Genomic DNA, 23,245 nt, shown 5'->3' with positions numbered 1-23,245 from the left:
ACAATATACAGATGAAACATATACTGCTTGCAGGCGCTTTTTTACTGTGCCTGCTAACCGCCTGTAAAAAAGACGATGACCTGGGCGACATAGATAATATACCCGGCCTGGGCGGCGATACCTGGACGCCCGGCCCCATTGATAACTGGATCAAAGACAGCCTTACCGTACCCTATAACATTGCCGTTAAATACAAATGGGATCAGGGCGAGCTGGAACTTAACCGCACGCTGGTGCCGCCTAAGGAAGAAAAGATCATACCGGTGCTCAGCTCCATAAAAAAAGTATGGATCAATAATTATGTAGCGGAAGCAGGCGAAATATTTATGAAACGCTTATGCCCCAAATTCTTTGTGCTGGTGGGCAGCGCCAGCTATAACCCGGATGGCACTATTACCCTGGGTACGGCAGAAGGCGGCCGCCGTATTGTGCTGTATGTGCTGAACGATTTCCGTATCAAGAGCATGAGCGACTATACCCCCTCCGACTCCAACAACGTGAAAATGATGTTCCATACCATCGAGCATGAGTTTGGGCACATCCTGCACCAGAATGTGCTGTATACGCCTGACTTTAAGCGTATATCCGTTGGGCGTTATACCTCTAACTGGAACAATGTATCTGACGAAACAGCCCACCAGGACGGGTTTATAAGCGCCTATGCCATGAGCGCGCCGGATGAGGATTTTGTGGAAATGATCTCCATTATGCTTACAGAAGGTAAGGCGGGTTTTGATAACCTGGTGAACAGCATTACCGGTACCAGCCCCAATGGCACTACTGCAGAAGTTGCGAAAGACAAGCTGCGGCAGAAAGAAACCATCGTAGTGAACTATTTCAGCGATACCTGGCACATTAATTTTTACAACCTGCAGGCAAGGACCAGAGCGTCCATTGTAGCACTGATTAAATAATGTACAAATGAGATCACGATTGGCATACTGCCTTTTATTAATATTATCGTCTTTCGCTGCTTGCCGCAAAGATGACAAATCTGTTTTTGACCTTTCGCCGGATGAGCGTATTAACCAGGCCCTGAGCCAGTACCAGGCCGCGCTTACCGCTGCGCCTAATGGCTGGGAAGCACGCATTACCACAGGTACCGGCAGCATTTTCAACTTCCATTTTAAATTCAATGATGCTAACCGCGTAGTAACCTATGCGGATATTGATACCACCAGCTCCGGCACGCCCCGGGAAAGCAGCTACCGGCTAAAAGCCCTGCAGCAGCCCGCCCTGATCTTTGATACATACACCTACCTGCACATGCTGGCCGATCCGGATGGAACCGTGAATGGTGGAGATGATGGCACAGGCCTGCAATCTGATTTCGAATTTGCTATTGACACCGTAACGGCCGACAGCATAAAGCTCACCGGCCGCTATAACAAAACCAAAGTAACCCTGTACAAAGCCACGCCCGCGCAGGAAGCAGCCTGGCAGAACGGCGGCTGGCGGAAGGCGCTGAACTTCCAGTACCTGGGCCGTATACTGCAATACTTCAAACGCCTTAGCTGGGGTACCAATGCCTACGATATTACTTTTAATAACCAGCAGCATACCATCACATTTGCCTGGGTTGATAATAGTGGCAATCCGCACCGGGTTACCGTTCGTTTTTACTACACCAGCCAGGGGCTTGTGATGGTTACACCTTTTACAGATGGCGCAGTTACGATCACCAGCTTAAACAGTGGCAGCTGGAATGCAGGCAGCAATACCTTGCAGGTACAGGTTAACGGCGTTACGCAGGGCAGCATTGCAGGCGCTGTCAGGCCCGCGCGTGTGGACCTGCAGGCGCCCAGGCGCTGGTGGCAGTTTGCCGCCCAGCAGGATAGCTACTGGGCCTCCAATAACGGCTTTCATGTAAATGGTGTGGACGATGCCTTTCACATACGCAGCATTGACAATTTTGCTTTCCTGATCTTATGGCCGGCCTATGGCCGCCAAAGCGGTATTATCTATGACCTGCTGGGTTATATAATCGTTAAGCCGGATGCGCTTTCCCTTGATTTTGGATCAGCCTACATACCGCCCACCTTCACAACAGATGGCCGCATTATTTTCCGGGAGTTTGGTACCCTGGGCGATGTGCCGGCGGCTGCTACTGCAGCATTTGAGAACACCAATACGCAAATGATAGAAGCCCGCGGCTACTACCTGGTGCAAACCGGCGCCACCACTTATGATATGGTAAGCGCAAAAGACGCGCTGGCCTGGATCTCCTGGGAATATTAAATCGTTTATAAGCTTAGTAATTCATCATTCTTTCACTCAAACTATTGTATTATGAAAAGAGTTACCACTCACATTGCCAGCCTGATGTTACTGGCCGTTAGCCTGTTATATGTAGCCTGTACTAAAGAAGGCCCCGCCGGCCCGCAGGGTGAACAGGGCCCTCCCGGTGCAAACGGCGCAAATGGTGGTGCAGGCCCGGCCGGCCCGCAGGGTGAAAAGGGCGATACCGGCACCGCCAATGTTATTTATTCCGATTGGCTGGATGTAGTATTTGAAGCAGATACATTCAGGAATGCGGGCGTGCTGGATACCGCAGGCTTTTTCAGCGGTATAGATGCTCCCAAGCTGGATCAGACCATACTAACCACCGGTGAAATGAAAGTGTACGTGAACCTGGGTACGGCCGCTGATCCTAACGTAGTGCCCCTGCCCTATTATGACGTATACTTTAACGCGAACATCAACGTTAACTTTGTAACCGGTGGCATTGGCCTGTACTCCAACTTTGACCCCGGCACGGGCATAGATTCGGATAGCGGTGAAAAGATCCGGCAATACCGCTATATCCTGATACCCGGTGGCGCCAATGCCCGGAAGGCCAAGAATATAAACTGGAATAACTATAAGGAGGTGAAGGCATACCTGAAGCTGAAAGACTAGCGAAACGCTGAATGCTTAACGCCGAACGCTGAACGCTAAAATGCATCATATAATGGATGACCGGTATTAACGGATCCAAAATATGTGGCAGGAAGCGTTCAGCGTTCTGCATTCAGCATTAAGCATTTATTCCTAAATTGCATGCATGAACTGCCTCATCGTAGACGACAACAAGCTGGCCCGCACCGCCATGAAACAGCTCACGAGCCATGTAGAGCACCTGCAGGTAGTGGCGGAATGCAATAGCGCCATGGAAGCCTATAACATCCTGCAAAAGGAAAAGGTAGATCTGCTGCTGCTGGATATTGAAATGCCCGGCATGAGCGGTATTGAGCTTACCCGTAACCTGGGCCGCAAACGCCCGGTTATTATTTTCACCACTGTTAAAAAAGAGTATGCAGTAGAAGCATTTGAGCTGAACGTAGCTGATTACCTGATAAAACCGGTAAACCCCGCGCGTTTTATACAGGCCATTGAAAAAGCCCGGGAAATACTGGACAGCAACAGCCGTGAGCTGCAGGTAGCAGATAATGAATTTATCTTCATTCGCGATAACGGGGTGCTGAAGCGCATTAAAATGGATGACATCCTTTTCCTGGAAGCTATGGGCGATTATGTAAAGCTGCACACCACGCAAAAATTCCATGCCATTCACACTACGCTGAAAGCGGTAGAAGAAAAATTACCAGCCGCCCGTTTTATGCGGGTGCACCGCTCCTATATTGTGGCATTGGATAAGATTGAAGCCATTGAAGACGGTACTATTAATATCTCCGGCAACGCTATTCCTATTGCAGATGCCTACAGAAGCCCGCTGAACAGCCGGTTGAACCTTTTATAATTCGCCACCGACACTTTTTCCTTTTCCACCGATAGCTGCTGCCTGTTGAACAATTTGTGCCCAAACCACTTTTTGCACCGCCGTATCTTTGGGTCGTTAAACAATTGATCAACAAAAAAACTAAACAATGAAAAAGTTAGGAATATTAATGGCAGCCGCTATGTTATTTGTAGGTGCATCCGCTTTTGCCGGTACGCCCGTTGCAGTTAAACATGTTGCACAGAAAGAAGCCACCGCTCCTGCTAAGAAAGCACATAAAGCACACAAAAAACATCATCATACTGCAAAATCAAAAGCCAAAACGACTGCTGCCCCCAAAGCCAAATAAGGCCCGTTGAGGTAAGCACAGGTTTAACGTCGCACTACAACGTTAAATGGAATTGTTCTGGTCCGGCTGTATCACGCGGGACCAGATTTTTCCCTTTAGAGCATTGCTTACCACCAGTACCACTAAAATCGTAATTTAGAAGGGCCTTAAACGATAGATAAGCTACTCATGCAGTCAAAACGGATCAAATACTATTTACTGGGCCTGTTCATCACAGGTATGATCCTCTTCATCATACTGCAGTTCAACTCTTCCAAGAACATCCGCAAACTTATATCCGGCAATGAACAGCTGCTGCAGGAGCTCAGGGTAAAAAATGAGCTGCAGAAGCTGCAAACCAACATGGCCAAAACCGACAGCAAGGTTAGAGGCACCGTTATTTCCCAGGACACCCTCCATGTAACCGGCATTGAAGCGGAAATAGCCATCATTAAATCCGACCTGAACACCATCAATAAAATGATGCTGGATGACAGCACGGAAAAGCTGCTCACCCAGCTGAATTACCTGGTGGATGAAAAGAACAACTTTAATGTGCAGGTGCTGGATACCTTTTACGGGCCGGGTAAAAGGGCAGCGGAAAAGGTGATCAACAGTGAAAAGGGCAAACGCCTGGGAGAAGCCATCAACACCATTATCCACCTGCTGGACAGCACCCGGCAAACCGTGGTGAACCGCACCGTGCATATCATAGACACCAGCGGGCAAAAAGCGCAAAGCTGGGGCACCATACTGGTATGCTGCGCCTGTATAGCCAGCCTGCTGGGCTTTTTATATATCATCAGCCGTATCCATCAGCAGGAGCAATTGATAGATGCCCTGGATCAGTCACAGCAAAAGGAACGCAAGCTCTCTGCCATTAAAGAGCAGTTCCTGGCCAATATGAGCCATGAGATCCGTACACCCATGAATGCGGTGCTGGGCTTTACACGGCTGCTGCAGGGCCAGTCCCTGAACGATAAATCAAAAGAATACGTATCCGCCATTCAAAGCGCCGGAGAGAACCTGCTGGACATTATCAACGACATACTGGACATTTCCAAAATAGAAGCCGGCATGATGCGGCTGGAGCCTGTTTCCTTCAGCCTGCGGGGCAGCCTGCACTCCCTGCAAACCATGTTCCTGCCAAAAGCCGCGGAAAAACATTTAAGCCTGGTAATGCTGATAGAAGATAACGTCCCGGACATCCTGTACGGCGATGTATTACGGCTTACACAGGTGCTGGTGAACCTTACCAACAACGCCATCAAGTTCACCAATGAAGGCGCCGTTACCATCCGGGTAAGCCTGCTGCAGCAGCACGACAATAATGTTCGTATACTCTTTACCGTAAAAGATACCGGTATTGGAATTGCCACAGATAAGCTTCCCTACATTTTTGACCGCTTTAATCAGGCAGAAGCCAATACCACCCGCAAATACGGCGGTACCGGCCTGGGCCTGGCCATTGTAAAACAGCTGGTGGAGCTGCAGCACGGCAAGGCAAGCGTGGAAAGCCAGCCGGGCAAAGGCAGCACCTTTACCATAGAGCTGCCCTACACTTTAGGCGAAGTAATGCCGGAATCCGGCGCAGATCTCTACAACGGTAACGGGCAAACGCCCTACACAGACGCACACCTGCTGATAGCGGAAGACAACCGCATGAACCAGGACCTGCTGCGGCATCTGCTCCATAACTGGCACCTGCATTTTCATGTAGTGAACAATGGTATAGAAGTACTACAGGCCCTGGAAAAACAACATTTTGACCTGGTGCTGATGGATATACAAATGCCCGAAATGGATGGCTATACCGCCGCCCGCAAAATACGGCAGGAGCTGCGCTCCAACATTCCCATTGTAGCCATGACGGCCCATGCCATGGCCGGTGAACGGGAAAAATGCCTGAGCTACGGCATGAATGAATATGTAGCCAAACCCATACGTGAAGAAGAGCTCTACCGTATTATACAGGTATTTACCGGCAAAACCGGCCCGCCGGAATGGCTGGTGAATCATACATCCGTGCCTAACCATAAAGAGCTGCCAACCCATTTAATAAGCCTGCAATACCTGCAGGATCTTTCGAAAGGCGATAAGGCATTTGAACGCACCATGCTGCAACAGTTCATTGCACAGCTGCCGGAAGACCTGTCCCTGCTGAAAGCCGCCATTACTGCGGCAGACATACCGGCTATACGCAGTATTGCACACAACATTAAGACCACCGTTGCCTTTATTGGCCTGGAACACCCCTTGTATGCTTTCCTGGATCCCATGGAGCAGCTAAGCGAGGAACATTACGATCCCACCCAAACCACCGCACAGTTTGAATCACTGAAACAGGTATGCCTGCAGGCAGTGGAAGAAGCGCTGGAAATACTTTTGTAATTACGAATTATTCAATTACGAATTACGAATTGAGTAGTGCAATCGTACCAGTTTAGCATGCTGTAATACGCTCACCACGCCCATCATACTCCGTCCATCAAAAACACCTATAACCAAATGAAAACCAACTTACTCGTAGTCCCAATTCGTAATTCGTAATTGAATAATTCGTAATTGACACTCCACACCTGTGCTTTTTCCTTGTTCAACGACACTTATTCCCTTTTCACCGAAACCGGGCCAAAACCCGTAGATACTTGCCCTAATTTTAGCGTAGCAATTCTAAAAAACGCATTATTACTTAATCAATTTTTAAAACGACAAACATCATGAAAATCACGAAAAGCCTGATCGCAGCCGCAGTATTATTTCTGAGCGTTAGCGCAGTATCTTTTGCACAGGATGCAAAAACCAAACATCCTAAAGAAGCTAAAATGGCTAGCGACACCACCAAGAAAGCTGCTCATCATCACGTAAAGAAAGTGAAAGAAGAAGCTAAGAAAGGTTAATATCCAAGGATAGGATCTCACTAAAAGGCCCTCCGCTATACCGCGGAGGGCTTTTTTAATACCCACACTTTTTGGCCAGTTCAAAATAAATAACTTACTTTATTCATTGTATACCCCAAAGGCTTTAACGCAGGATACCCCGTAATAAACATTCCTTTTTATAAACCCCTTAATTACTTAACAATGATCAACACTATTATTGACACCTATCATGGTAACTCCATTAACATGCAGGAAGTAAAGGATGGCGGTATTATTGCCATTATACATAAAGCCACCCAGGGCCGGCTTTTCAGGGATAAAACCTATCATACCCGGCGGCAGCAGGCCAGGGACCTGGGCCTGCTATGGGGCGCCTATCATTTTTCAACCGGAGAACCGGTAGATGACCAGGTAGAAAATTTTCTGAGCTATGCAAAACCGGAAGATGATGAGCTGATCTCCCTGGATTGGGAACCCAGTGACGGGCCTGACATGACCCTGGATGCAGCAAGAGCATTTGTACAGATAATAAAAAATGAAACCGGCAGGTGGCCGTTTATTTACGGAGGTCGTTTATTACGCGAATCCCTGTTGCATAAAACAGACCCCATATTAGCCAACTGCCCCTTATGGTATGCCCGCTACCGTACCTCTCCGCTAGGCATTCCCACCCAGGTATGGCCCACGTATACCTTATGGCAATACACGGACGGCAACGATGGGCCAGAGCCGCATCACACGCCCGGCGTGGGCGGGGCTGACCGGAACATTTTTAATGGCACGGAACAGCAGTTAAGAGATCAATGGCCTTTTACAAAGCGTGAAAATGATGCTGTAACAGGGCCTGGTTTCCATGCCATCCTGCATTCCTGAAAATAAAAAAAGCCGGCCTGAAATCTCTTTCAGGCCGGCCTATAATTATTAATTCTTAATTCTTAATTACTTCAGTCCGTCCAGCTTCTTCTTCACTTCTTCTACCTTAGCAGTCTGGTTCTTGATAGCGTAGATCTTTTGCAGCGCATACAGGCAGCTTTCGTAGGTCTGCTTGTCGCCGGCTTCCAGGTTACCTTTAGCGGCAAAGCTGGCGTCTGCTTTCTCAAAGTAAGGCAGCGCAGTGTTCATCAGCTCTTCTACTTTAGCCTGCAGCTCTTTTGCTTTGGGAGAGCTTTGCTCTTTGCTGCTTAAGCCATTCAGCTCTTTATTAAAACCTACTGCGCGGTTAAAGAACAGGGCGCCTAACTGGAAGTTAGCGGTAGGATCGGCGGCATTCAGCTCCAGGGCTTTTTTGTAACCGGCTTCCGCTTTGCTCATCAGCTCATCGTAATTAGCCGGCTTAGGCTGGTCCTCACCTTTTTCATCCCGGGGGTTGGCCATGTTATCCACGCGGATAGCATAATCCAACTGGGTCTGGAAATCGTTGGGATTTTCCTGCACCTTCTTTTCCAGCATGGTCATTAGCTCCGCAGTTTTACCTGTTTTGGAGTAATAGATCATTTCCATGTCGTTAAAGCGCTTGTCTTTCGGGTAAGCTTTCTTACCTTCTTCAATGGTTTTTAACCAGTTGGCGTTATCGCCCTTCTCTTCGTAAGCCTGTGCCAGTATTACATACAGGGCGGGTTCGCCTTTAAACTGCAGGTCTACTGCTTTCTGCAGGTAGGTCAGCGCCGTATCCTTTAAGGTAGCGTCTTTCTGGCTTGCCTGTTGTGCAGCATAACCCAGGTAAAAGGTCATAGAAGTATCCGTGGGAATGGAACCGCTGAGGTTCTTACCATTGTAATACCTTGCAATTTCAAATGCTTTATGGAAATGCTGGTAGGCTGAATCCCATTTCTGGTCGTTCAGGTTAGCATAACCTGCGTTACCAACGGTAGCATACAGGTTAAACATACGCTGGTTAATTTCCAGCAGCGCCTCGGGCATCTTTGCATTTTTGTCCAGGGCTTTCTGGTAAGCATCAAATGCTTCCAGCGCTTCCGGCACACTCTTATCTTTAGTGGCCATGGCTTCCATTACTTTGCCCTTTACATACCATGTTTTGGCATCATCTTTAGTTTTTTCGTTTTGCAGGGCTTCGTCAATGTCCGCTTTAGCCTTTGCCAGGTCCTGGTTCTTCAGTGCGTCTTCCGCGCTGTTAACCTTACCTTTTTGCGCAACGGCAGCAAGTCCGGCACTGCAAAAAAGAAAAGATACCAATAGTTTTTTCATGAGCTCAATTTTTAGTTGCTGATAACAATATAAGTATGGTTTGTTTTTAGATTACATTTCCATTTTCAGGATCGTAAATATCTGTGATTAATTTCAAATAATGACAACGATTATGAACCTAATGGCAAAATTGTCCACTAAGTCCACAATCGTATTATCAATTATTTCAAATTAAAACTATTCGGTAGGTTGTGTGTCCGCAGTATCCGTTGTTTCCGTGCTGCCGGTGCTTTCCCCGCCCTCTGTAATCTCACCGTTTTCCTCTGCTATATCTGCAATCACTTCCTGCTCATCCAGCCTTGCAACTGCGGCTATTTCATCGCTATCGTCCAAACGTATCAGGCGTACTCCCTGGGTAGCCCTGCCGGCTTCGCGGATGTCCGCTACTGCCATGCGGATGGTAATGCCGGATTTACAGGTGATCATCAGGTCATCCTTTTCCGTAACGTCCAGCACTGCGATCAGGTTACCGGTTTTTTCCGTGATATTAATGGTTTTAACCCCCTTGCCCCCGCGATTCGTGATACGGTATTCTTCAATGCTGGTACGTTTACCAAAGCCTTTTTCAGATACCACCAGGATCGTACGGGATTCATCCTCCTTATTAACACAAATCATACCAACCACTTCATCATTCTCATTATCCACTTCAATACCGCGTACGCCAATGGCCCCACGGCCGGTGTCACGCACGGTATTTTCCGGGAAGCGGATGGCGCGTCCGCTCTGGATGGCCATCATCATTTCGCTGTTGCCATTGGTGAGCTTAGCTTCCAGCAGCTGATCGCCTTCATTGATGGTAATGGCATTTACGCCGTTCTGGCGCGGGCGGGAGAACTCTTCCAGCAGGGTCTTTTTAATGATACCGTTCTTGGTGCACAGTACTATATAATGACTATTAATAAAGTCTTTATCGCCCAGGTCCTTGATATCTATAATAGCGCGGATCTTATCGTCCGTAGGCAGGGTGATCAGGTTCTGGATAGCGCGGCCCTTGCTTTGTTTTTCGCCTTCCGGTATTTCGTACACCTTTAACCAGAAGCAGCGGCCCTTTTCTGTAAAGAACAGCATCGTATGGTGGGTAGAGGCTACGAACAGGTGCTCTATATAATCCTCATCGCGGGTTTTGCCGCCTATGGCGCCACGGCCGCCGCGTTTCTGCTGGCGGTAATCGTATGCTGAGGTACGCTTGATATAACCCAGGTGTGAAATGGTGATCACCACATCTTCCTCGGCAATAATATCTTCTATGCGCATTTCGCTGGCCAGGTACTGGATCTCTGTTTTACGCTCATCGCCGAACCTCTTCTTCACATCCAGCAATTCATCCTTAATGATGCGGAAACGCAGGGCTTCATCACCCAGCACTTCTTTCAGGTAAGAGATCAGCTTCATTACTTCATCATATTCTTCCTTGATCTTATCGCGCTCCATGCCGGTTAAGCGTTGTAAACGCAGTTCCAGGATGGCTTTGGATTGTAATTCAGAGAGGCCGAACTGCGACATTAACCCTTCCTTGGCCACATCCGGTGTACGGGAGGCGCGGATCAGGGCTATCACCTCATCCAGATGGTCCAGCGCTATCAGGTAACCGGCCAGGATGTGGGCTTTTTCTTCTGCTTTACGCAGATCGTAACGCGTTCTGCGCAGCACCACTTCATGACGGAACTCTACAAACTCTACCAGCAGGTCTTTCAGGTTCAGTATCCGCGGACGGCCTTTTACCAGCGCCACGTTATTGATACCATAAGAGGTTTGCAGCTCAGAGTATTTATACAGCTGGTTCACTACCACGTTGGCAATGGCTTCGCGCTTCAGGTCTATTACCAGGCGCATACCTTCCCGGTCGCTTTCATCGCGTACTTCGGAAATGCCTTCAATGATCTTGTCATCTGCCAGCTGGGCTATTTTCTGGTGTAATACGGCTTTATTGATCTGGTAGGGCAGCTCATAGATCACCAGCCTTTCGCGGCCGGCTTTCGTGGTTTCCACGTTGATCTTACCACGCACTACCACCCTGCCGCGGCCTGTTTCAAAACCCTGCTTCACACCTTCGTATCCGTAAATGATACCACCGGTGGGGAAATCAGGCGCTTTAACATGTTTAATGAGTTCTTCGATAGTGATCTCACGGTTATCAATATACGCTACCAAACCATCTACCACTTCACTGAGGTTGTGCGGCATAATGTTAGTGGCCATACCTACGGCAATACCGGAGGCGCCGTTCACCAGCAGGTTAGGAATACGTGTAGGCAATACCGTAGGCTCTTCCAGGGTATCGTCAAAGTTGAGGGTAAAGTCTACGGTTTCCTTTTCAATATCTTCCAGCATGGCCTCGGCGATCTTTTGCATACGCACCTCCGTATAACGCATGGCTGCCGGATCATCCCCGTCTACCGATCCAAAGTTACCCTGACCGTCAACCAGCGGGTAGCGCATGGTCCAGGGCTGTACCAGGCGGGCAATGGTGTCGTAAATGGCCTTATCACCGTGCGGGTGAAATTTACCCATTACTTCACCCACCACACGGGCTGATTTCTTGTAAGGTTTGTTGGAGTTATTGCCCAGCTCATTCATGCCGAATAAAACGCGGCGGTGCACCGGCTTCATACCATCTCTTACATCCGGTAAGGCGCGGCCTACGATCACAGACATAGAGTAATCTATGTAAGCTGTTTTCATTTGCTCCTCGATGTTGATCTGGATAATCCTGCTTTCCTGATTTTCCTGGTTTTCGGTATTTTCTGCCATATCAGAATGTTGATTTTAACTGTTTGACCTTACATGGCAAAATGGCGCTATGTAAAATCATAAGTTGTACATCGTTAATTATTGGTTTACAGTTTTTTCTGCTTCAGAAAGCAGCGGTGCAAATATACGCTTTTTAAGCCGGTATTCAGCCGCTGTGGGAAAGGTTGTGCATAAATGTTCGATGGTCTATAGTCCATGGTCCATTGCCTATATCAAAACAACAAATTTGCACGGAAAATGCAGGTTCTGAATGTGTATTTTTTCAGGTTGTTTTATTATAAAAATCCATTACATAACCGCCATTCTGCCATAATCCGAACTACGTTTTTTCGCCGGGTATGCCATGGACTATGGACCATCGACCATGGACTCTCCTACGCATCTCCAATGCAGTAAGCTGATAATATATTTAAATATTCCTATATAGAATAAAAAAAATATTGGCAAACTATTTGTTTTTAACAATATGATAATCAGATATTAAACAGCGCGGGAAAAATAATTTAGACACCTTTGAAATCGGATCTTCTAAAAATTCCGAACATATGTAAGATCACTGCTGTTATTTCCCCTGATTCTGTAACCATGATAAAGCTTAAAGAAGAACTATGAGAAACATTCTGTTGTTTGGCGCCGGAAAGTCTGCCACCTGCCTGATCGATTATTTGGTAAACAATGCACCCAGGCAGAAATGGCACGTAACGGTAGTAGACCATGACTTAATGTTGATAAAAGCCAAAACCGGGAAATCCTATTATGTTACGCCTGCAGCTATTGATGTAAAGGACCAGGATGCACGCCAACCGCTGATTGCAGAAGCCGACCTGGTAATTTCCCTGCTGCCTCCTGCCCTGCACATACTGGTAGCCCGCGACTGTCTTCAATTCAAAAAACACCTGCTCACCGCATCCTATATTGATCCGGAAGTACGCAAGCTGGAAAAAGAGATTGAGCAGGCCGGCCTGCTGTTCATGTACGAGATGGGCTTAGACCCCGGCATTGATCATATGTCGGCCATGAAAGTGATCCATTCCATTGAAAAGAAAGGCGGGCTTATTTACTCCTTCCGCTCTTACTGCGGCGGGCTCATTTCCCCGGAAAGCAACGACAATGCCTGGCAGTACAAAATATCCTGGAACGCCCGTAACATAGTGCTGGCGGGCCAGTCAGGCGCTACCTACCGCGATAAAGGCAAGGTGAAGGAGCTAAGCCACGAACAACTTTTTGATCAGTCCAAAACCATACAGATCCCCGGCCTGGGCAAGCTGGCGTATTATCCTAACCGCGATTCGCTGGCCTACATGTCGTCCTACCACCTGGAGAATATTCCTACCTTTATGCGGGCCACGCTGCGCTATCCTGATTTTTGCGAAGGCTGGAGCGCAGTGATAAAGCTGGGCCTTACAGACGATACCCGCAAGCTGCAAACAGACCACCTTACCTATTTCAAATGGGCCACCCAGCATGTGAAAATAGATAAGCAGCTGAGCAACGAGGAGAACATGGCGCAGTACCTGAATGTAAGCAGTAAATCCAAGATCATACGGCAGCTGAAATACCTGGGATTATTGAATGGCGATGTAATAAATTTGGGAGAACAAACGAATGCTGCTATCTTGCAGCACATTATGGAAGCGCGCCTCATCATGCAGCCCAGTGATAAGGATATGATAGTGATGATGCATGAGATAGAATTTGAACGGCGCAACATGGCCACACGGATGCACAGCTATATGATTGTGCAGGGCGAAGATAGCTTACGGACGGCCATGGCAAAAACGGTGGGGCTCCCCCTGGGTATTATGGCTAAGCTAATGCTGCAGGAAAAGATCACCGTTACGGGCCTCCAGATCCCCACGATGCCCGAAGTTTACAATCCTGTACTAAAAGAACTCGAAGAATTCGATATCCGTTTTGAAGAGAGTTTTGAATAGATAGAAAGTCTTTTTTTCCTATGATGAACTCTCCGTTTGATAATGAAGTCCTGCCGGAAGGCGGGACTTTTTATTTATAGAAAATTCTGTATTTTCATATACATATCCTAATCCCTCATGAAAACCGGTTTAACCGAACCACCATCCGCTGCAAAAGCTGCAGCCCACGGATCTTCTGCCGGGGCGCTTGAACAGCCGCCAAATGTAAAAGAGTTACGGTCTTACCAGCTAATGGCTAATAACAGCCCGCGCGTACAGGCGCAGGCACAATTGCAGGCTGCTGCCAACAGGCATAGTGCTGCCTCGCAAAAAGGACCCGGTATTGTACAGCGCACCGCTGTTTATATTTCTTTTGACCCCTCAAAGCCGGAGGAGCTGGTGCCTGGTACTAAAGAGGAAAATAATGATCTGTTCTTTAAAGCCCTGCGGGACACGAAAAAATATACACCGGAGAAGGTGCGGCAAATTGTCACCCGGCTGAGCCAGCCGGGCGCCAGTGAATGGGATAAGGAGACGGTCATCTTTTTGAAAAGTGTAAAAGAGGAGGAGGAAGAAGAAGACGACCGCAAAGAAAATGTTACAACACCGGAACCGCTTTCAGAAGAAGAAGAAGAAGAAGAAGATGCTCCCACAATAACTAACGCTACTGTCACCGCTATAACCAGTGAAAGTGAAAGTGGAAGCGATACAACGGATCGCCCGAACAGGAAAAGGAACCGAAGCAGCAGCAAACGCAAGAAGGACCAGGCAAAAGAGCGCCATAAAAAGAAAGCAAAGGTTAAAAAAAAGAAAACAAAAGATAGCTCAGAAGAGGGAGAAGAAGACACGTCAACCGGCGAAACAAAAGAGGAGAAAAAAGGGAAAGCAATCGCCGCGCCGGAGGTTGAATGGGATACTAAAGTGTCTGGGGGTAAATTATCCTACGACAAGAGGGGTAAAAAATGGTGGGTAAAAGCAGGCGGCGGCTATGCATACGGCATTATGAATGTGGCTGCCATCGCCAACAAATTAGTGAATGGACAAAGAGCAACTTATATTAAACCGCTTCAAAACTATGGCCCCGCAGCAAGGGCATTGAAAGACCAGTTTGACGAATGGGGTGTATTAGTAATTACCATTGGCGGTGCTGCCGTAAGCAGAACATTGCTGGCAGAACAAACAGAAGGCATCATTGCTTTACAGGAAACTGCCAGAGAAGCAGAGGAAAAACATAACGCCGACAAGGCCAGTGGCTTAAAAACCTACAGACCAGAGCTGCTGGAGGAGAAATATGCCGTAAAGTGGAAGCAGCGGCCTGCACTTAGCATCAAAGGCACTACCCATGAACGTACCATGGTAAAGACCATGGATATTAGCTATCTGCCAACCGGCGCCACTGATCCTTTAGACCTGGAAGGAGAAAGCCTGCATAACGCATTGTATGAGCCGGAAAGCCTGCACGGGAATGGTATTAACGCCCGTTTTAGCCTGGTATACCTGGAAGGTGGTGAATTAAAGCTGGCCACCGGTGAAAACCATTTCTTTGGTAGCGGAAAAACCACTTCATCTGTTACTGAAAAGCATGATAAAGCCGATAAAATTGCCACCATGCTGGTAAGCAGTGGTCAAATAGGCAGCGTAGATGAATATGATGATGGCCACCATGCACATAGCGAGCAATTCATGATCGTGTACCTGAGCAAGCACCTGGATATATTTGATACGCAGCTGGCCTCCCTGGCAAAGAAAAATGTTAGCATAGTGGCATTGGTGCTGGATATGTATTCTAACCCCAACACCGTATGCGAACATTGCCATCCTTCCCTGGCTACTTTTTTCACAACCACCAACTGGAAGGCGAAGATCACTGAAAGGCTGCAGGCCCAGGCCGGACGAAGGGTAACGATCAGCACGCCGGATGTAGTTATACGGGTATCGTCCAGCAAATCATTTTCCGCTTCTGCCACAGCAGCTATTCCTAAAGCCAAGGCAAGCCATACGGTAACTCAGGGCGAACATGACATCAACTTTATTGAAAGAACGCCTTTTAATAAATCACATTACTAACCGCTCCACCCAATCTAAAATCGTAAATCTAAAATCCCGGATCTAAAATCTTCATCAGCTCCGCTACCCCTTCTGTAGCCGGCTTTTCAATACAATGCAGCTCCTGTATATTGCTTACTGTAGGTATACTTTTATCGATCACATATTTGGGTACATTAGGCCCAACATAATCCAGCAGCCCTGCTGCCGGGTATACGTTCAGGGAGGTGCCTACCACTACAAAAATATCTGCCTGCAGCACTTCTTTCAGGGCCACTTCTATCATGGGCACGGCTTCGCCAAACCATACAATGTGCGGGCGTAGCTGTCCGCCGTCAGCAGCCAGGTCGCCCAGCTTTATATCTTCCGTAATAGGGTAAATGCGTTCCTCATCCAGCACGCTGCGCATCTGGAAGATCTGCCCATGCAGGTGCAGCACATGCCGGGAGCCGGCCCGCTCATGCAGGTCGTCAATATTCTGGGTTATAATGCGTACATCATATTTATCCTGCAGCTGCGACAGGCCCAGGTGGGCCGCATTGGGCTGCGCAGTTCTTATATCTTTACGGCGCAGGTTGTAAAACTCCAGCACCAGGGCCGGGTTCTTTTGCCAGCCCTGCGGGGAGGCCACTTCATAAATATCATATTCTTCCCACAGGCCATTGCTGTCCCGGAAGGTCTTGATCCCGCTTTCCGCGCTTATACCGGCGCCGGAAAGCACTACCAGCCGTGGTTTCATATCTTCTTATTTAATAAATACAAGTTATCTAATTTACCGGTTTTTTGATGGCTCTTTTATGCTAATATGTATAACGTATAGGTTACAGATATATATTTGCACAAAATTAACATAGCATCTTGCGTACTTCCCATTATTTTCTTTACGGTGCCCTGCTGTTGCTGGCCCCCTGCTGCCTTATGGCACAGGATAAAGACAGCACTAAAGTTGCGAAAGACAGCTTACCGGCATTTGGCAACACTCCTAAGCTGGATACTGCTACCAACCTTTCCCAGGATAGTGTTATCCGCTACCGCGTGAACGGCACTTACCTGAAAAGTATTATCCAGGACCTGGGCTATACGGCCAGCCGGCCTTTTCACTGGCAGGGCCGCGACTTTGCAAAGTTTGGTGTGGTAATGGGTACTGCGGGTTTGCTGATGGCAGGTGATTATGAGATCAAACAATTCATTCAGCGCAACAAAACCAGCGGGCTTACTAAAGTTACAGACCAGATAGAACCCTTTGGTAACGCCTACTCGCCCTACCTCATTGGGGTGCTGTACCTTACCGGCGTGGTATCCAAGAACCGGAACCTGGAGCATGCCTCCCTCATGGCGGCTAAATCCCTGCTGATCTCAACAGCCTTATATACTACGGCCAAGATCTTTATCCGCAGGCAGCGGCCTACCACCACCGACCATCCTTTCAGCTACAGCGCTCCCTTTAATGGCGATAAACGTTTCACCTCCTTCCCTTCCGGGCATATGCTTACAGTAACCTCTGTGGCTACTGCATTTGCTGAGATCTATGGAAAAGATTATCCCTGGGTGCCCTGGGCTGCCTATGGCCTGGCTACCTTAACCGGCGCTACACGCATGTATCAGAACCGCCACTGGAGCAGCGATGTATGGATAGGCGCTTCACTGGGCTGGTTTGTAACCAGGACTGTTATCAGGAGCCAGCGCCGTCACTCTGTAAAAAAGGGTACTTATAGTCTACAGGTGGTACCATAGTTTCCTTAATGGTGCGGGCGCTTAACCAGCGGTACAGGTTTAGCATAGAGCCTGCCTTATCATTGGTGCCGGAAGCCCTGGCGCCGCCAAATGGCTGCTGCCCTACTACTGCGCCGGTAGGTTTATCGTTAATGTAAAAGTTGCCTGCGCTGTTCACCAGTTTTTTGGTGGCCAGGTCTATTGCATAACGGTCCTGCGCAATAATGGAACCGGTGAGCGCATAATCAGAAGTAGTATCAACTAAGGTTAACGTTTCTTCAAATTTATCAGCATCGTAAGTGTAGATCGTTAACACGGGGCCAAAGATCTCCTCGCACATAGTGCTGTATTTGGGATCAGTGGTTACGATCACAGTAGGCTCAATAAAATAACCTTCTGCTTTGTTGTAGTTGCCGCCGGCAATGATCTTTGCCTTGGGATCTTTCTTTGCATTATCTATATAAGCTGCGATCTTATCAAAGGAACGTTCGTCGATCACTGCGTTGATGAAGTTGCCGAAATCCTCTACGGTGCCCATTTTCATGGTGCCCAGCATAGTGGCCAGCTTTTGCTGCACTTCTTCTGAAATGTTGGAAGGCAGGTATGCGCGGGAAGCAGCGGAACATTTTTGTCCCTGGTATTCAAAAGCGCCACGGGCCAGTGCAGTTACCACCACATCTACCAGGGCCGACTTATGAGCCAGCACAAAATCCTTACCACCGGTTTCCCCTACTATGCGCGGGTAAGCGCGGTACTTGTGAATGTTGGTGCCGATGGTCTTCCACATTTGCTGGAACACACCGGTAGATCCGGTGAAGTGAATACCTGCAAAATCACGGTGGTTAAAACATACTTCTCCTAACACAGGGCCATCCACATACACCAGGTTAATAACACCGGCAGGTAAGCCGGCTTCTATTAAGATCTGCATAAACACGCTGGATGCAAATACCTGCGTATCTGCAGGCTTCCAAACCACCACATTGCCGCACATAGCAGCTACAGACGGCAGGTTACCCGCAATGGCGGTAAAGTTGAACGGTGTTACGGCCAGCACAAAACCTTCCAGCGGGCGGTACTCTGTTCTGTTATGCACGCCTGCGGAGCTTACCGGTTGCTGTTTATATATTTCGCTTAAGTAGTGTACGTTAAAACGCAGGAAGTCTATGAGCTCACAGGCGCTGTCTATTTCTGCCTGGTAAGCATTTTTGCTTTGTCCCAGCATGGTAGCGCCATTCATATGATAGCGGTACTTAGTGGCAATCAGCTCTGCTGCGCGCAGGAAAATGGATGCGCGTTGTTCCCAGGGAGTTTCAGCCCATTGGGTACGTGCGGCCAAAGCTGCGTCTATAGCGGATTGTACGTGGCTGGCATCGCCCCTGTGAAACTGGCCCAGCTTATGTTTTATTTCATGCGGCGGGCGTACGGCTACCGTTTTACCGGTACGTACTTCCTGGCCGTTAATATACATGGGAATATCTGCAGGTGCGGCTTTGAATGCAGCCAGCTGCTTTTTTAATGCGGCCCTTTCGGGAGAACCGGGTGCATAATTATATACCGGTTCATTATGGGGTGCTGCAAATTGAAAATAGGCGTTATGCATCCTAGTAAGGTTTAGTTTGTTGTTGTTGTTTCTTGGTCCATGGTCAATGGTCCATAGTCCATTGCATAGAACGTAATACCTTTAATTCAATAACAGGTTATAGCTGGGTACTATCCACTATAGCCTTAACTTTTAGTATAATTGCTACGCAGCAGGCAATGGACCATGGACCATTGACCATGGACTAATTCACGCTTCCTCCTTCGCCATCATCAGGTACGCTTTAATAAATCCGCCCAGCTCTCCATCCATAACCGGCTGCACGTTACCAACCTCAAAATCGGTGCGGTGGTCCTTGATCATTTTATAAGGATGGAATACATAGGAGCGGATCTGCGATCCCCATTCTATTTTACGTTTGTTGGCGTTGGCGGCGTTCTTCATCTCTTCGCGCTTGCGTATCTCCTCTTCGTACAGGCGTGACTTTAACATGGTGAGGGCCTTTTCACGGTTCTCCCCTTGTGTACGCGCCTGCTGGCATTCTATAATAATACCGGAGGGTATGTGCTTTAAACGTACGGCTGTTTCTACCTTGTTCACGTTCTGACCACCCTTACCTCCTGAACGGTAAAATTCCCATTCCAGGTCAGCAGGGTTTACGGCTATCTCTATCGTATCATCCACCAACGGATATACGAAAACAGATGCAAAGGAAGTATGCCTGCGGGCATTGGCATCAAAAGGCGAAATGCGCACCAGCCGGTGCACGCCGCTTTCTGCTTTCAGCTGTCCGTAAGCAAAGTCCCCGTCAAACTCCAGGGTGGCAGATTTAATGCCGGCGCCATCGCCGTACTGCACATCAATTTCAGATACTTTCCAGCCCTGCTTTTCGCCGTACATACGGTACATACGCAACAGCATTTCCGCCCAATCCTGGCTTTCGGTTCCACCGGCGCCGGAGTTGATGGTTAATACTGCCGGCATCTCATCTTCCGGCTGGTTCAGGGTGGATTTAAATTCCAGCTCATCCAGGTCAGCAAGGGCCTTCTGATAGGCATCCTGTACTTCTTCTTCTTTGGCCTCCCCTTCTTTCTGGAAATCATTCAATACACTGCTGTCCTCTATGGCGGTTTGCACCTTGTCATAAAGATCTACCCAGAATTTATTGACCTTAATTTCTTTGAGAATGGAAGTTGCCCGGGCATTGTCGTCCCAAAAGCCGGGCGCCAGGGTAAGCTGTTTGTCGTTTTCTATTTTGGCTATGCGGTCCTGGACGTTAAAGAAAACCTCCCAGGACGTGGAGACGGTCCCTCATAGCTTTAAGTTGCTCTGCTGTCATAAGGTCGCAAATGTAAGCAAAAAGTGTGAATGTGGGAAGGGTGTTGTATATTAGCTTTAGCATAATATTTGTATATTTTTTAACACTGTTTCCTTCTGATGTTCGAAAACCTAACTATGCTATGGCAGCCGATGAAACCCTGCATTATAAGAACCAATCGATCTTTCATGCTATTGGGTTTATACTGGTCATAGGCGTTAATTTCCTGGCAGTGAAAATGCCTATTAACGGCATGCGAACGGGCGAGATTGCAGAAAAATACGCACACCTGCTGCTGCCGGCAACTATAACGCAGGATATCTGGGGCGCTATTTACCTGGCGCTGTTTGCATTTATTGTGTACCAGCTGTGGCTGGCTTTCTGGGGGGATCATCCACAGGAACTAACCAGGTTGATGACGCATATGCGGTACTGGTGGCTGATCAGCTGCGTGGCCAATGCCGGCTGGTTCTTTGCCTGGCATTATGAGCTGGTGCCCCTTGCCCTGTTACTGAAGCTGGTGCTGCTGGTATCCCTCATTGCCATCCACTACAATTTTTCTATTGGCCATACGCATGTTTCAAAACGTGAAAAGCTGCTGTTGCAATTCCCCTTTAGCCTGTACCTGGGCTGGATCAGCTTTTCCACCCTGTCAGATATTGAAACGCTGATGGTGTACTGGGGCTGGAACGGACAGCTCATTGGCATGGTTACCTGGACAGTATTAATGGTAGGCCTGCTGGCAGGTTTTGGCGCCTACATGGTTTTACAACACCATAATATACTATATGGTGTAATAACCATTTGGTCGTTAACCGGTATCATTATTAAAAGAAAAACTGCAGAGGGGCTGCCCGTACCGGCCCTGACCACCGCCTGCTATATTGCCATTGTGCTGATAGCCGGCACTATTGGCTGGTACTTCTATAAACGGAAAAAGGATTTACAACCGCAGTGATTTTAGATTTACGGTTTTAGATTTTTTTAAAAAGTCCATGGCATTTTTCGGAGGGCTGCTTGTAAAGCAGGGATGGCCACTCCAAACACCCGCTTAGATCAAATCGTAAATCTAAAATCGTAAATCTAAAATAACTATTACTTTTAGGCTCAAATCACTTCACTATGTTTCCATCGACGAATCCGACTACGACGAAAGCCTGGCAACAGTTGCAGCAGCACGCCGCCAGCATGAAGCAGGTACATATGCGCCAGCTCTTTGCTGAAGACGCACAGCGTTTTGAAAAATTCTCCCTGCGGTTTGAAGATATACTGTTTGATTATTCCAAGAACCTGATAACGGAGGAAACGCGTACCAAACTGCTGGAGCTGGCAAGGGAATGCCAGGTAGAGGCAGCTATTAAAGCAATGTTTGGCGCAGAAAAGATCAATGCTACCGAAGGCCGTGCAGTGCTGCATACCGCGCTGCGCAACACCTCCAATAAACCCGTGATGCTGGATGGGCAGAATGTAATGGATGATGTGAACAAGGTGCTGCAGAAAATGGAGCACTACTGCCAGCAGATCCATTCCGGAGCACAAAAGGGTTACACGGGTAAGCCTATACGTTATATTGTGAACATTGGCATTGGCGGCTCGGACCTGGGCCCGGTAATGGTTACAGAAGCCCTGAAACCATATTGGGTGAAAGGCATACAGCCTTACTTTGTGTCGAATGTAGACGGTACCCATATTGCCGAAACACTGAAGAAAGTAACCCCCGAAGAAACCCTGTTCCTGGTAGCTTCCAAAACCTTTACCACACAGGAAACCATGACCAATGCCAATACGGCCCGCGAATGGTTCCTGCAGCACGCAAAGGATGAAAAACACATTGCCCTGCACTTTGCAGCGCTTTCCACCAACGAAAAAGCAGTAAAGGCTTTTGGTATAGACCCGGTGAATATGTTCGAGTTCTGGGACTGGGTGGGCGGCCGTTATTCCTTATGGTCCGCCATTGGTTTAAGCATAGCCTTAACCATCGGCTTTGGTAACTTCAAAGCCCTGCTGGAAGGCGCCCATGCCGTGGATGAACATTTTACCACTACCCCGTTTGAAAAGAACATACCGGCTATAATGGCGCTGGTAGGCTTATGGTACGGCAACTTCTTTGATGCGGATTCCGAAGCAATATTACCGTACGACCAGTACATGCACCGCTTTGCAGCTTATTTCCAGCAGGGGAATATGGAAAGCAACGGTAAGTATGTGGATCGTAACGGGCAGCCTGTTCCTTACCAGACCGGCCCTATTGTTTGGGGCGAGCCGGGTACCAACGGCCAGCACGCATTTTACCAGCTCATTCACCAGGGCACTAAGCTGATCCCCTGCGACTTTATTGCGCCGGCCATCAGCCACAACCCGCTGAGCGATCATCATGTAAAGCTGTTATCTAACTTCTTCGCACAAACGGAGGCGCTGATGAATGGTAAAACAGCAGAGGAAGTAAAAGCCGAGCTGGAAAAATCCGGTATGTCGGGCGATGCATTGGCCAAGCTGCTGCCGTATAAAGTATTTACCGGTAACCGGCCATCCAACTCGTTTCTGGTGAAAGAAATTACGCCGCGTTCCCTGGGCTCACTCATAGCCCTATACGAACATAAGATCTTTGTACAGGGCGTTATCTGGAACATTTACACCTTTGACCAATGGGGTGTAGAGCTGGGTAAGCAATTAGCTAATAAAATATTACCGGAGCTGCAAAGCAATGATACCGTTACCGGCCACGATTCCAGCACTAATGGGCTGATCAATGCGTGGAAGAAGATGAAGGCTTAGTCCATGGCTGATGGTCCATGGTCCATTGCATTGAGCGATGAAGTAATGGA

Annotated in this window: 18 protein-coding genes; 13 read left to right on the top strand and 5 right to left on the bottom strand. The window is 48.1% G+C overall.

Features of this window, described 5'->3' with window-relative positions; genetic code table 11:
* The first annotated feature begins 11 nt into the window (after positions 1-11).
* From BMZ54_RS11835 to BMZ54_RS11795, 8 genes are all read left to right on the top strand, one after another.
* Positions 12-914, top strand: a complete 903-nt coding sequence (locus tag BMZ54_RS11835) for a zinc-binding metallopeptidase (RefSeq protein WP_089911946.1) — start codon at positions 12-14, stop codon at positions 912-914.
* Between the two features lie 7 nt (positions 915-921).
* On the top strand, positions 922-2,238 hold the full coding sequence (locus tag BMZ54_RS11830) for a DUF4302 domain-containing protein (RefSeq protein ID WP_089911063.1): 1,317 nt from the start codon (positions 922-924) through the stop codon (positions 2,236-2,238).
* 51 nt (positions 2,239-2,289) lie between these two features.
* Positions 2,290-2,898 (top strand): hypothetical protein, encoded by a 609-nt coding sequence (locus tag BMZ54_RS32925; protein ID WP_156093012.1) that lies wholly within the window; start codon positions 2,290-2,292, stop codon positions 2,896-2,898.
* A gap of 145 nt (positions 2,899-3,043) precedes the next feature.
* The gene (locus BMZ54_RS11815; protein WP_089911057.1) at positions 3,044-3,739 is read left to right on the top strand and encodes a LytR/AlgR family response regulator transcription factor; all 696 of its coding nucleotides are present in this window, start codon (positions 3,044-3,046) and stop codon (positions 3,737-3,739) included.
* A 127-nt stretch (positions 3,740-3,866) separates the two neighbouring features.
* Positions 3,867-4,067: a hypothetical protein gene (locus BMZ54_RS11810; RefSeq protein ID WP_143080979.1), complete on the top strand. Its 201-nt coding sequence runs from the start codon at positions 3,867-3,869 to the stop codon at positions 4,065-4,067.
* A gap of 168 nt (positions 4,068-4,235) precedes the next feature.
* Positions 4,236-6,437, top strand: coding sequence for a hybrid sensor histidine kinase/response regulator (locus BMZ54_RS11805; protein ID WP_089911051.1), 2,202 nt, complete (start codon positions 4,236-4,238; stop codon positions 6,435-6,437).
* 329 nt (positions 6,438-6,766) lie between these two features.
* Entirely contained in the window at positions 6,767-6,946 is a 180-nt protein-coding gene (locus BMZ54_RS11800) for a hypothetical protein (RefSeq protein WP_089911048.1), read from the top strand.
* A gap of 183 nt (positions 6,947-7,129) precedes the next feature.
* The gene (locus BMZ54_RS11795; RefSeq protein WP_089911045.1) at positions 7,130-7,801 is read left to right on the top strand and encodes a glycoside hydrolase family 25 protein; all 672 of its coding nucleotides are present in this window, start codon (positions 7,130-7,132) and stop codon (positions 7,799-7,801) included.
* A 66-nt stretch (positions 7,802-7,867) separates the two neighbouring features.
* Here the strand turns inward: BMZ54_RS11795 and BMZ54_RS11790 are convergent, their stop codons facing one another.
* Together BMZ54_RS11790 and gyrA are read right to left on the bottom strand one after the other, a co-directional pair.
* Positions 7,868-9,133 carry a tetratricopeptide repeat protein gene (locus BMZ54_RS11790; RefSeq protein ID WP_089911042.1) on the bottom strand — a complete coding sequence of 422 codons (1,266 nt, stop codon included), beginning with the start codon at positions 9,131-9,133 and terminating at the stop codon, positions 7,868-7,870.
* A gap of 177 nt (positions 9,134-9,310) precedes the next feature.
* A complete protein-coding gene (gyrA, locus tag BMZ54_RS11785) occupies positions 9,311-11,887 on the bottom strand; it encodes a DNA gyrase subunit A (protein WP_089911038.1) in 2,577 nt (858 codons plus the stop codon).
* Positions 11,888-12,495: 608 nt separating this feature from the next.
* Here gyrA and BMZ54_RS11780 point away from each other — a divergent pair.
* Together BMZ54_RS11780 and BMZ54_RS11775 are read left to right on the top strand one after the other, a co-directional pair.
* On the top strand, positions 12,496-13,821 hold the full coding sequence (locus BMZ54_RS11780) for a saccharopine dehydrogenase C-terminal domain-containing protein (RefSeq protein ID WP_089911034.1): 1,326 nt from the start codon (positions 12,496-12,498) through the stop codon (positions 13,819-13,821).
* 117 nt (positions 13,822-13,938) lie between these two features.
* Complete coding sequence (locus tag BMZ54_RS11775; protein ID WP_089911031.1) at positions 13,939-15,867, top strand: hypothetical protein; 1,929 nt, start codon at positions 13,939-13,941, stop codon at positions 15,865-15,867.
* A 28-nt stretch (positions 15,868-15,895) separates the two neighbouring features.
* Here the strand turns inward: BMZ54_RS11775 and BMZ54_RS11770 are convergent, their stop codons facing one another.
* Positions 15,896-16,585 carry an SIR2 family NAD-dependent protein deacylase gene (locus BMZ54_RS11770; RefSeq protein ID WP_089911030.1) on the bottom strand — a complete coding sequence of 230 codons (690 nt, stop codon included), beginning with the start codon at positions 16,583-16,585 and terminating at the stop codon, positions 15,896-15,898.
* 119 nt (positions 16,586-16,704) lie between these two features.
* On the opposite strand from BMZ54_RS11770, the gene BMZ54_RS11765 reads away from it, so the two are divergent.
* On the top strand, positions 16,705-17,580 hold the full coding sequence (locus tag BMZ54_RS11765) for a phosphatase PAP2 family protein (RefSeq protein WP_238386557.1): 876 nt from the start codon (positions 16,705-16,707) through the stop codon (positions 17,578-17,580).
* Here the strand turns inward: BMZ54_RS11765 and pruA are convergent.
* Both pruA and prfB read right to left on the bottom strand, forming a co-directional pair.
* Entirely contained in the window at positions 17,519-19,162 is a 1,644-nt protein-coding gene (gene pruA, locus BMZ54_RS11760; RefSeq protein WP_089911027.1) for an L-glutamate gamma-semialdehyde dehydrogenase, read from the bottom strand. The two genes, BMZ54_RS11765 and pruA, sit on opposite strands and share 62 nt — an antisense overlap.
* 189 nt (positions 19,163-19,351) lie before the next feature.
* Positions 19,352-20,441, bottom strand: a protein-coding gene (gene prfB, locus BMZ54_RS11755; protein ID WP_143080978.1) for a peptide chain release factor 2 whose coding sequence is annotated in 2 segments (ribosomal slippage) — positions 19,352-20,380 and positions 20,382-20,441 — 1,089 coding nt in all. Because the reading frame shifts where the segments join, the coding sequence is not laid out codon by codon here.
* A 121-nt stretch (positions 20,442-20,562) separates the two neighbouring features.
* Here prfB and BMZ54_RS11750 point away from each other — a divergent pair.
* Together BMZ54_RS11750 and pgi are read left to right on the top strand one after the other, a co-directional pair.
* Complete coding sequence (locus BMZ54_RS11750; protein ID WP_089911020.1) at positions 20,563-21,378, top strand: hypothetical protein; 816 nt, start codon at positions 20,563-20,565, stop codon at positions 21,376-21,378.
* 164 nt (positions 21,379-21,542) lie between these two features.
* Positions 21,543-23,195 carry a glucose-6-phosphate isomerase gene (gene pgi / locus BMZ54_RS11745; protein ID WP_089911017.1) on the top strand — a complete coding sequence of 551 codons (1,653 nt, stop codon included), beginning with the start codon at positions 21,543-21,545 and terminating at the stop codon, positions 23,193-23,195.
* The last annotated feature ends 50 nt before the right edge of the window (positions 23,196-23,245 follow it).

This window comes from Chitinophaga rupis (assembly GCF_900109685.1).
GTDB lineage: Bacteria > Bacteroidota > Bacteroidia > Chitinophagales > Chitinophagaceae > Chitinophaga > Chitinophaga rupis.
This window is presented reverse-complemented; position numbering and strand designations above follow the sequence as displayed.

What these genes read in the sequence shown, in the direction of transcription:
- BMZ54_RS11835 (WP_089911946.1), top strand. Translation starts at nt 12, where the DNA reads ATGAAACATATACTGCTTGCAGGCGCTTTTTTACTGTGCCTGCTAACC.
- BMZ54_RS11805 (WP_089911051.1), top strand. Translation starts at nt 4,236, where the DNA reads ATGCAGTCAAAACGGATCAAATACTATTTACTGGGCCTGTTCATCACA.
- BMZ54_RS11795 (WP_089911045.1), top strand. Translation starts at nt 7,130, where the DNA reads ATGATCAACACTATTATTGACACCTATCATGGTAACTCCATTAACATG.
- BMZ54_RS11790 (WP_089911042.1), bottom strand. Translation starts at nt 9,133, where the DNA reads ATGAAAAAACTATTGGTATCTTTTCTTTTTTGCAGTGCCGGACTTGCT.
- BMZ54_RS11830 (WP_089911063.1), top strand. Translation starts at nt 922, where the DNA reads ATGAGATCACGATTGGCATACTGCCTTTTATTAATATTATCGTCTTTC.
- gyrA (WP_089911038.1), bottom strand. Translation starts at nt 11,887, where the DNA reads ATGGCAGAAAATACCGAAAACCAGGAAAATCAGGAAAGCAGGATTATC.
- BMZ54_RS11780 (WP_089911034.1), top strand. Translation starts at nt 12,496, where the DNA reads ATGAGAAACATTCTGTTGTTTGGCGCCGGAAAGTCTGCCACCTGCCTG.
- BMZ54_RS11810 (WP_143080979.1), top strand. Translation starts at nt 3,867, where the DNA reads ATGAAAAAGTTAGGAATATTAATGGCAGCCGCTATGTTATTTGTAGGT.
- BMZ54_RS11800 (WP_089911048.1), top strand. Translation starts at nt 6,767, where the DNA reads ATGAAAATCACGAAAAGCCTGATCGCAGCCGCAGTATTATTTCTGAGC.
- pruA (WP_089911027.1), bottom strand. Translation starts at nt 19,162, where the DNA reads ATGCATAACGCCTATTTTCAATTTGCAGCACCCCATAATGAACCGGTA.
- BMZ54_RS32925 (WP_156093012.1), top strand. Translation starts at nt 2,290, where the DNA reads ATGAAAAGAGTTACCACTCACATTGCCAGCCTGATGTTACTGGCCGTT.
- BMZ54_RS11770 (WP_089911030.1), bottom strand. Translation starts at nt 16,585, where the DNA reads ATGAAACCACGGCTGGTAGTGCTTTCCGGCGCCGGTATAAGCGCGGAA.
- BMZ54_RS11775 (WP_089911031.1), top strand. Translation starts at nt 13,939, where the DNA reads ATGAAAACCGGTTTAACCGAACCACCATCCGCTGCAAAAGCTGCAGCC.
- BMZ54_RS11815 (WP_089911057.1), top strand. Translation starts at nt 3,044, where the DNA reads ATGAACTGCCTCATCGTAGACGACAACAAGCTGGCCCGCACCGCCATG.
- BMZ54_RS11750 (WP_089911020.1), top strand. Translation starts at nt 20,563, where the DNA reads ATGGCAGCCGATGAAACCCTGCATTATAAGAACCAATCGATCTTTCAT.
- pgi (WP_089911017.1), top strand. Translation starts at nt 21,543, where the DNA reads ATGTTTCCATCGACGAATCCGACTACGACGAAAGCCTGGCAACAGTTG.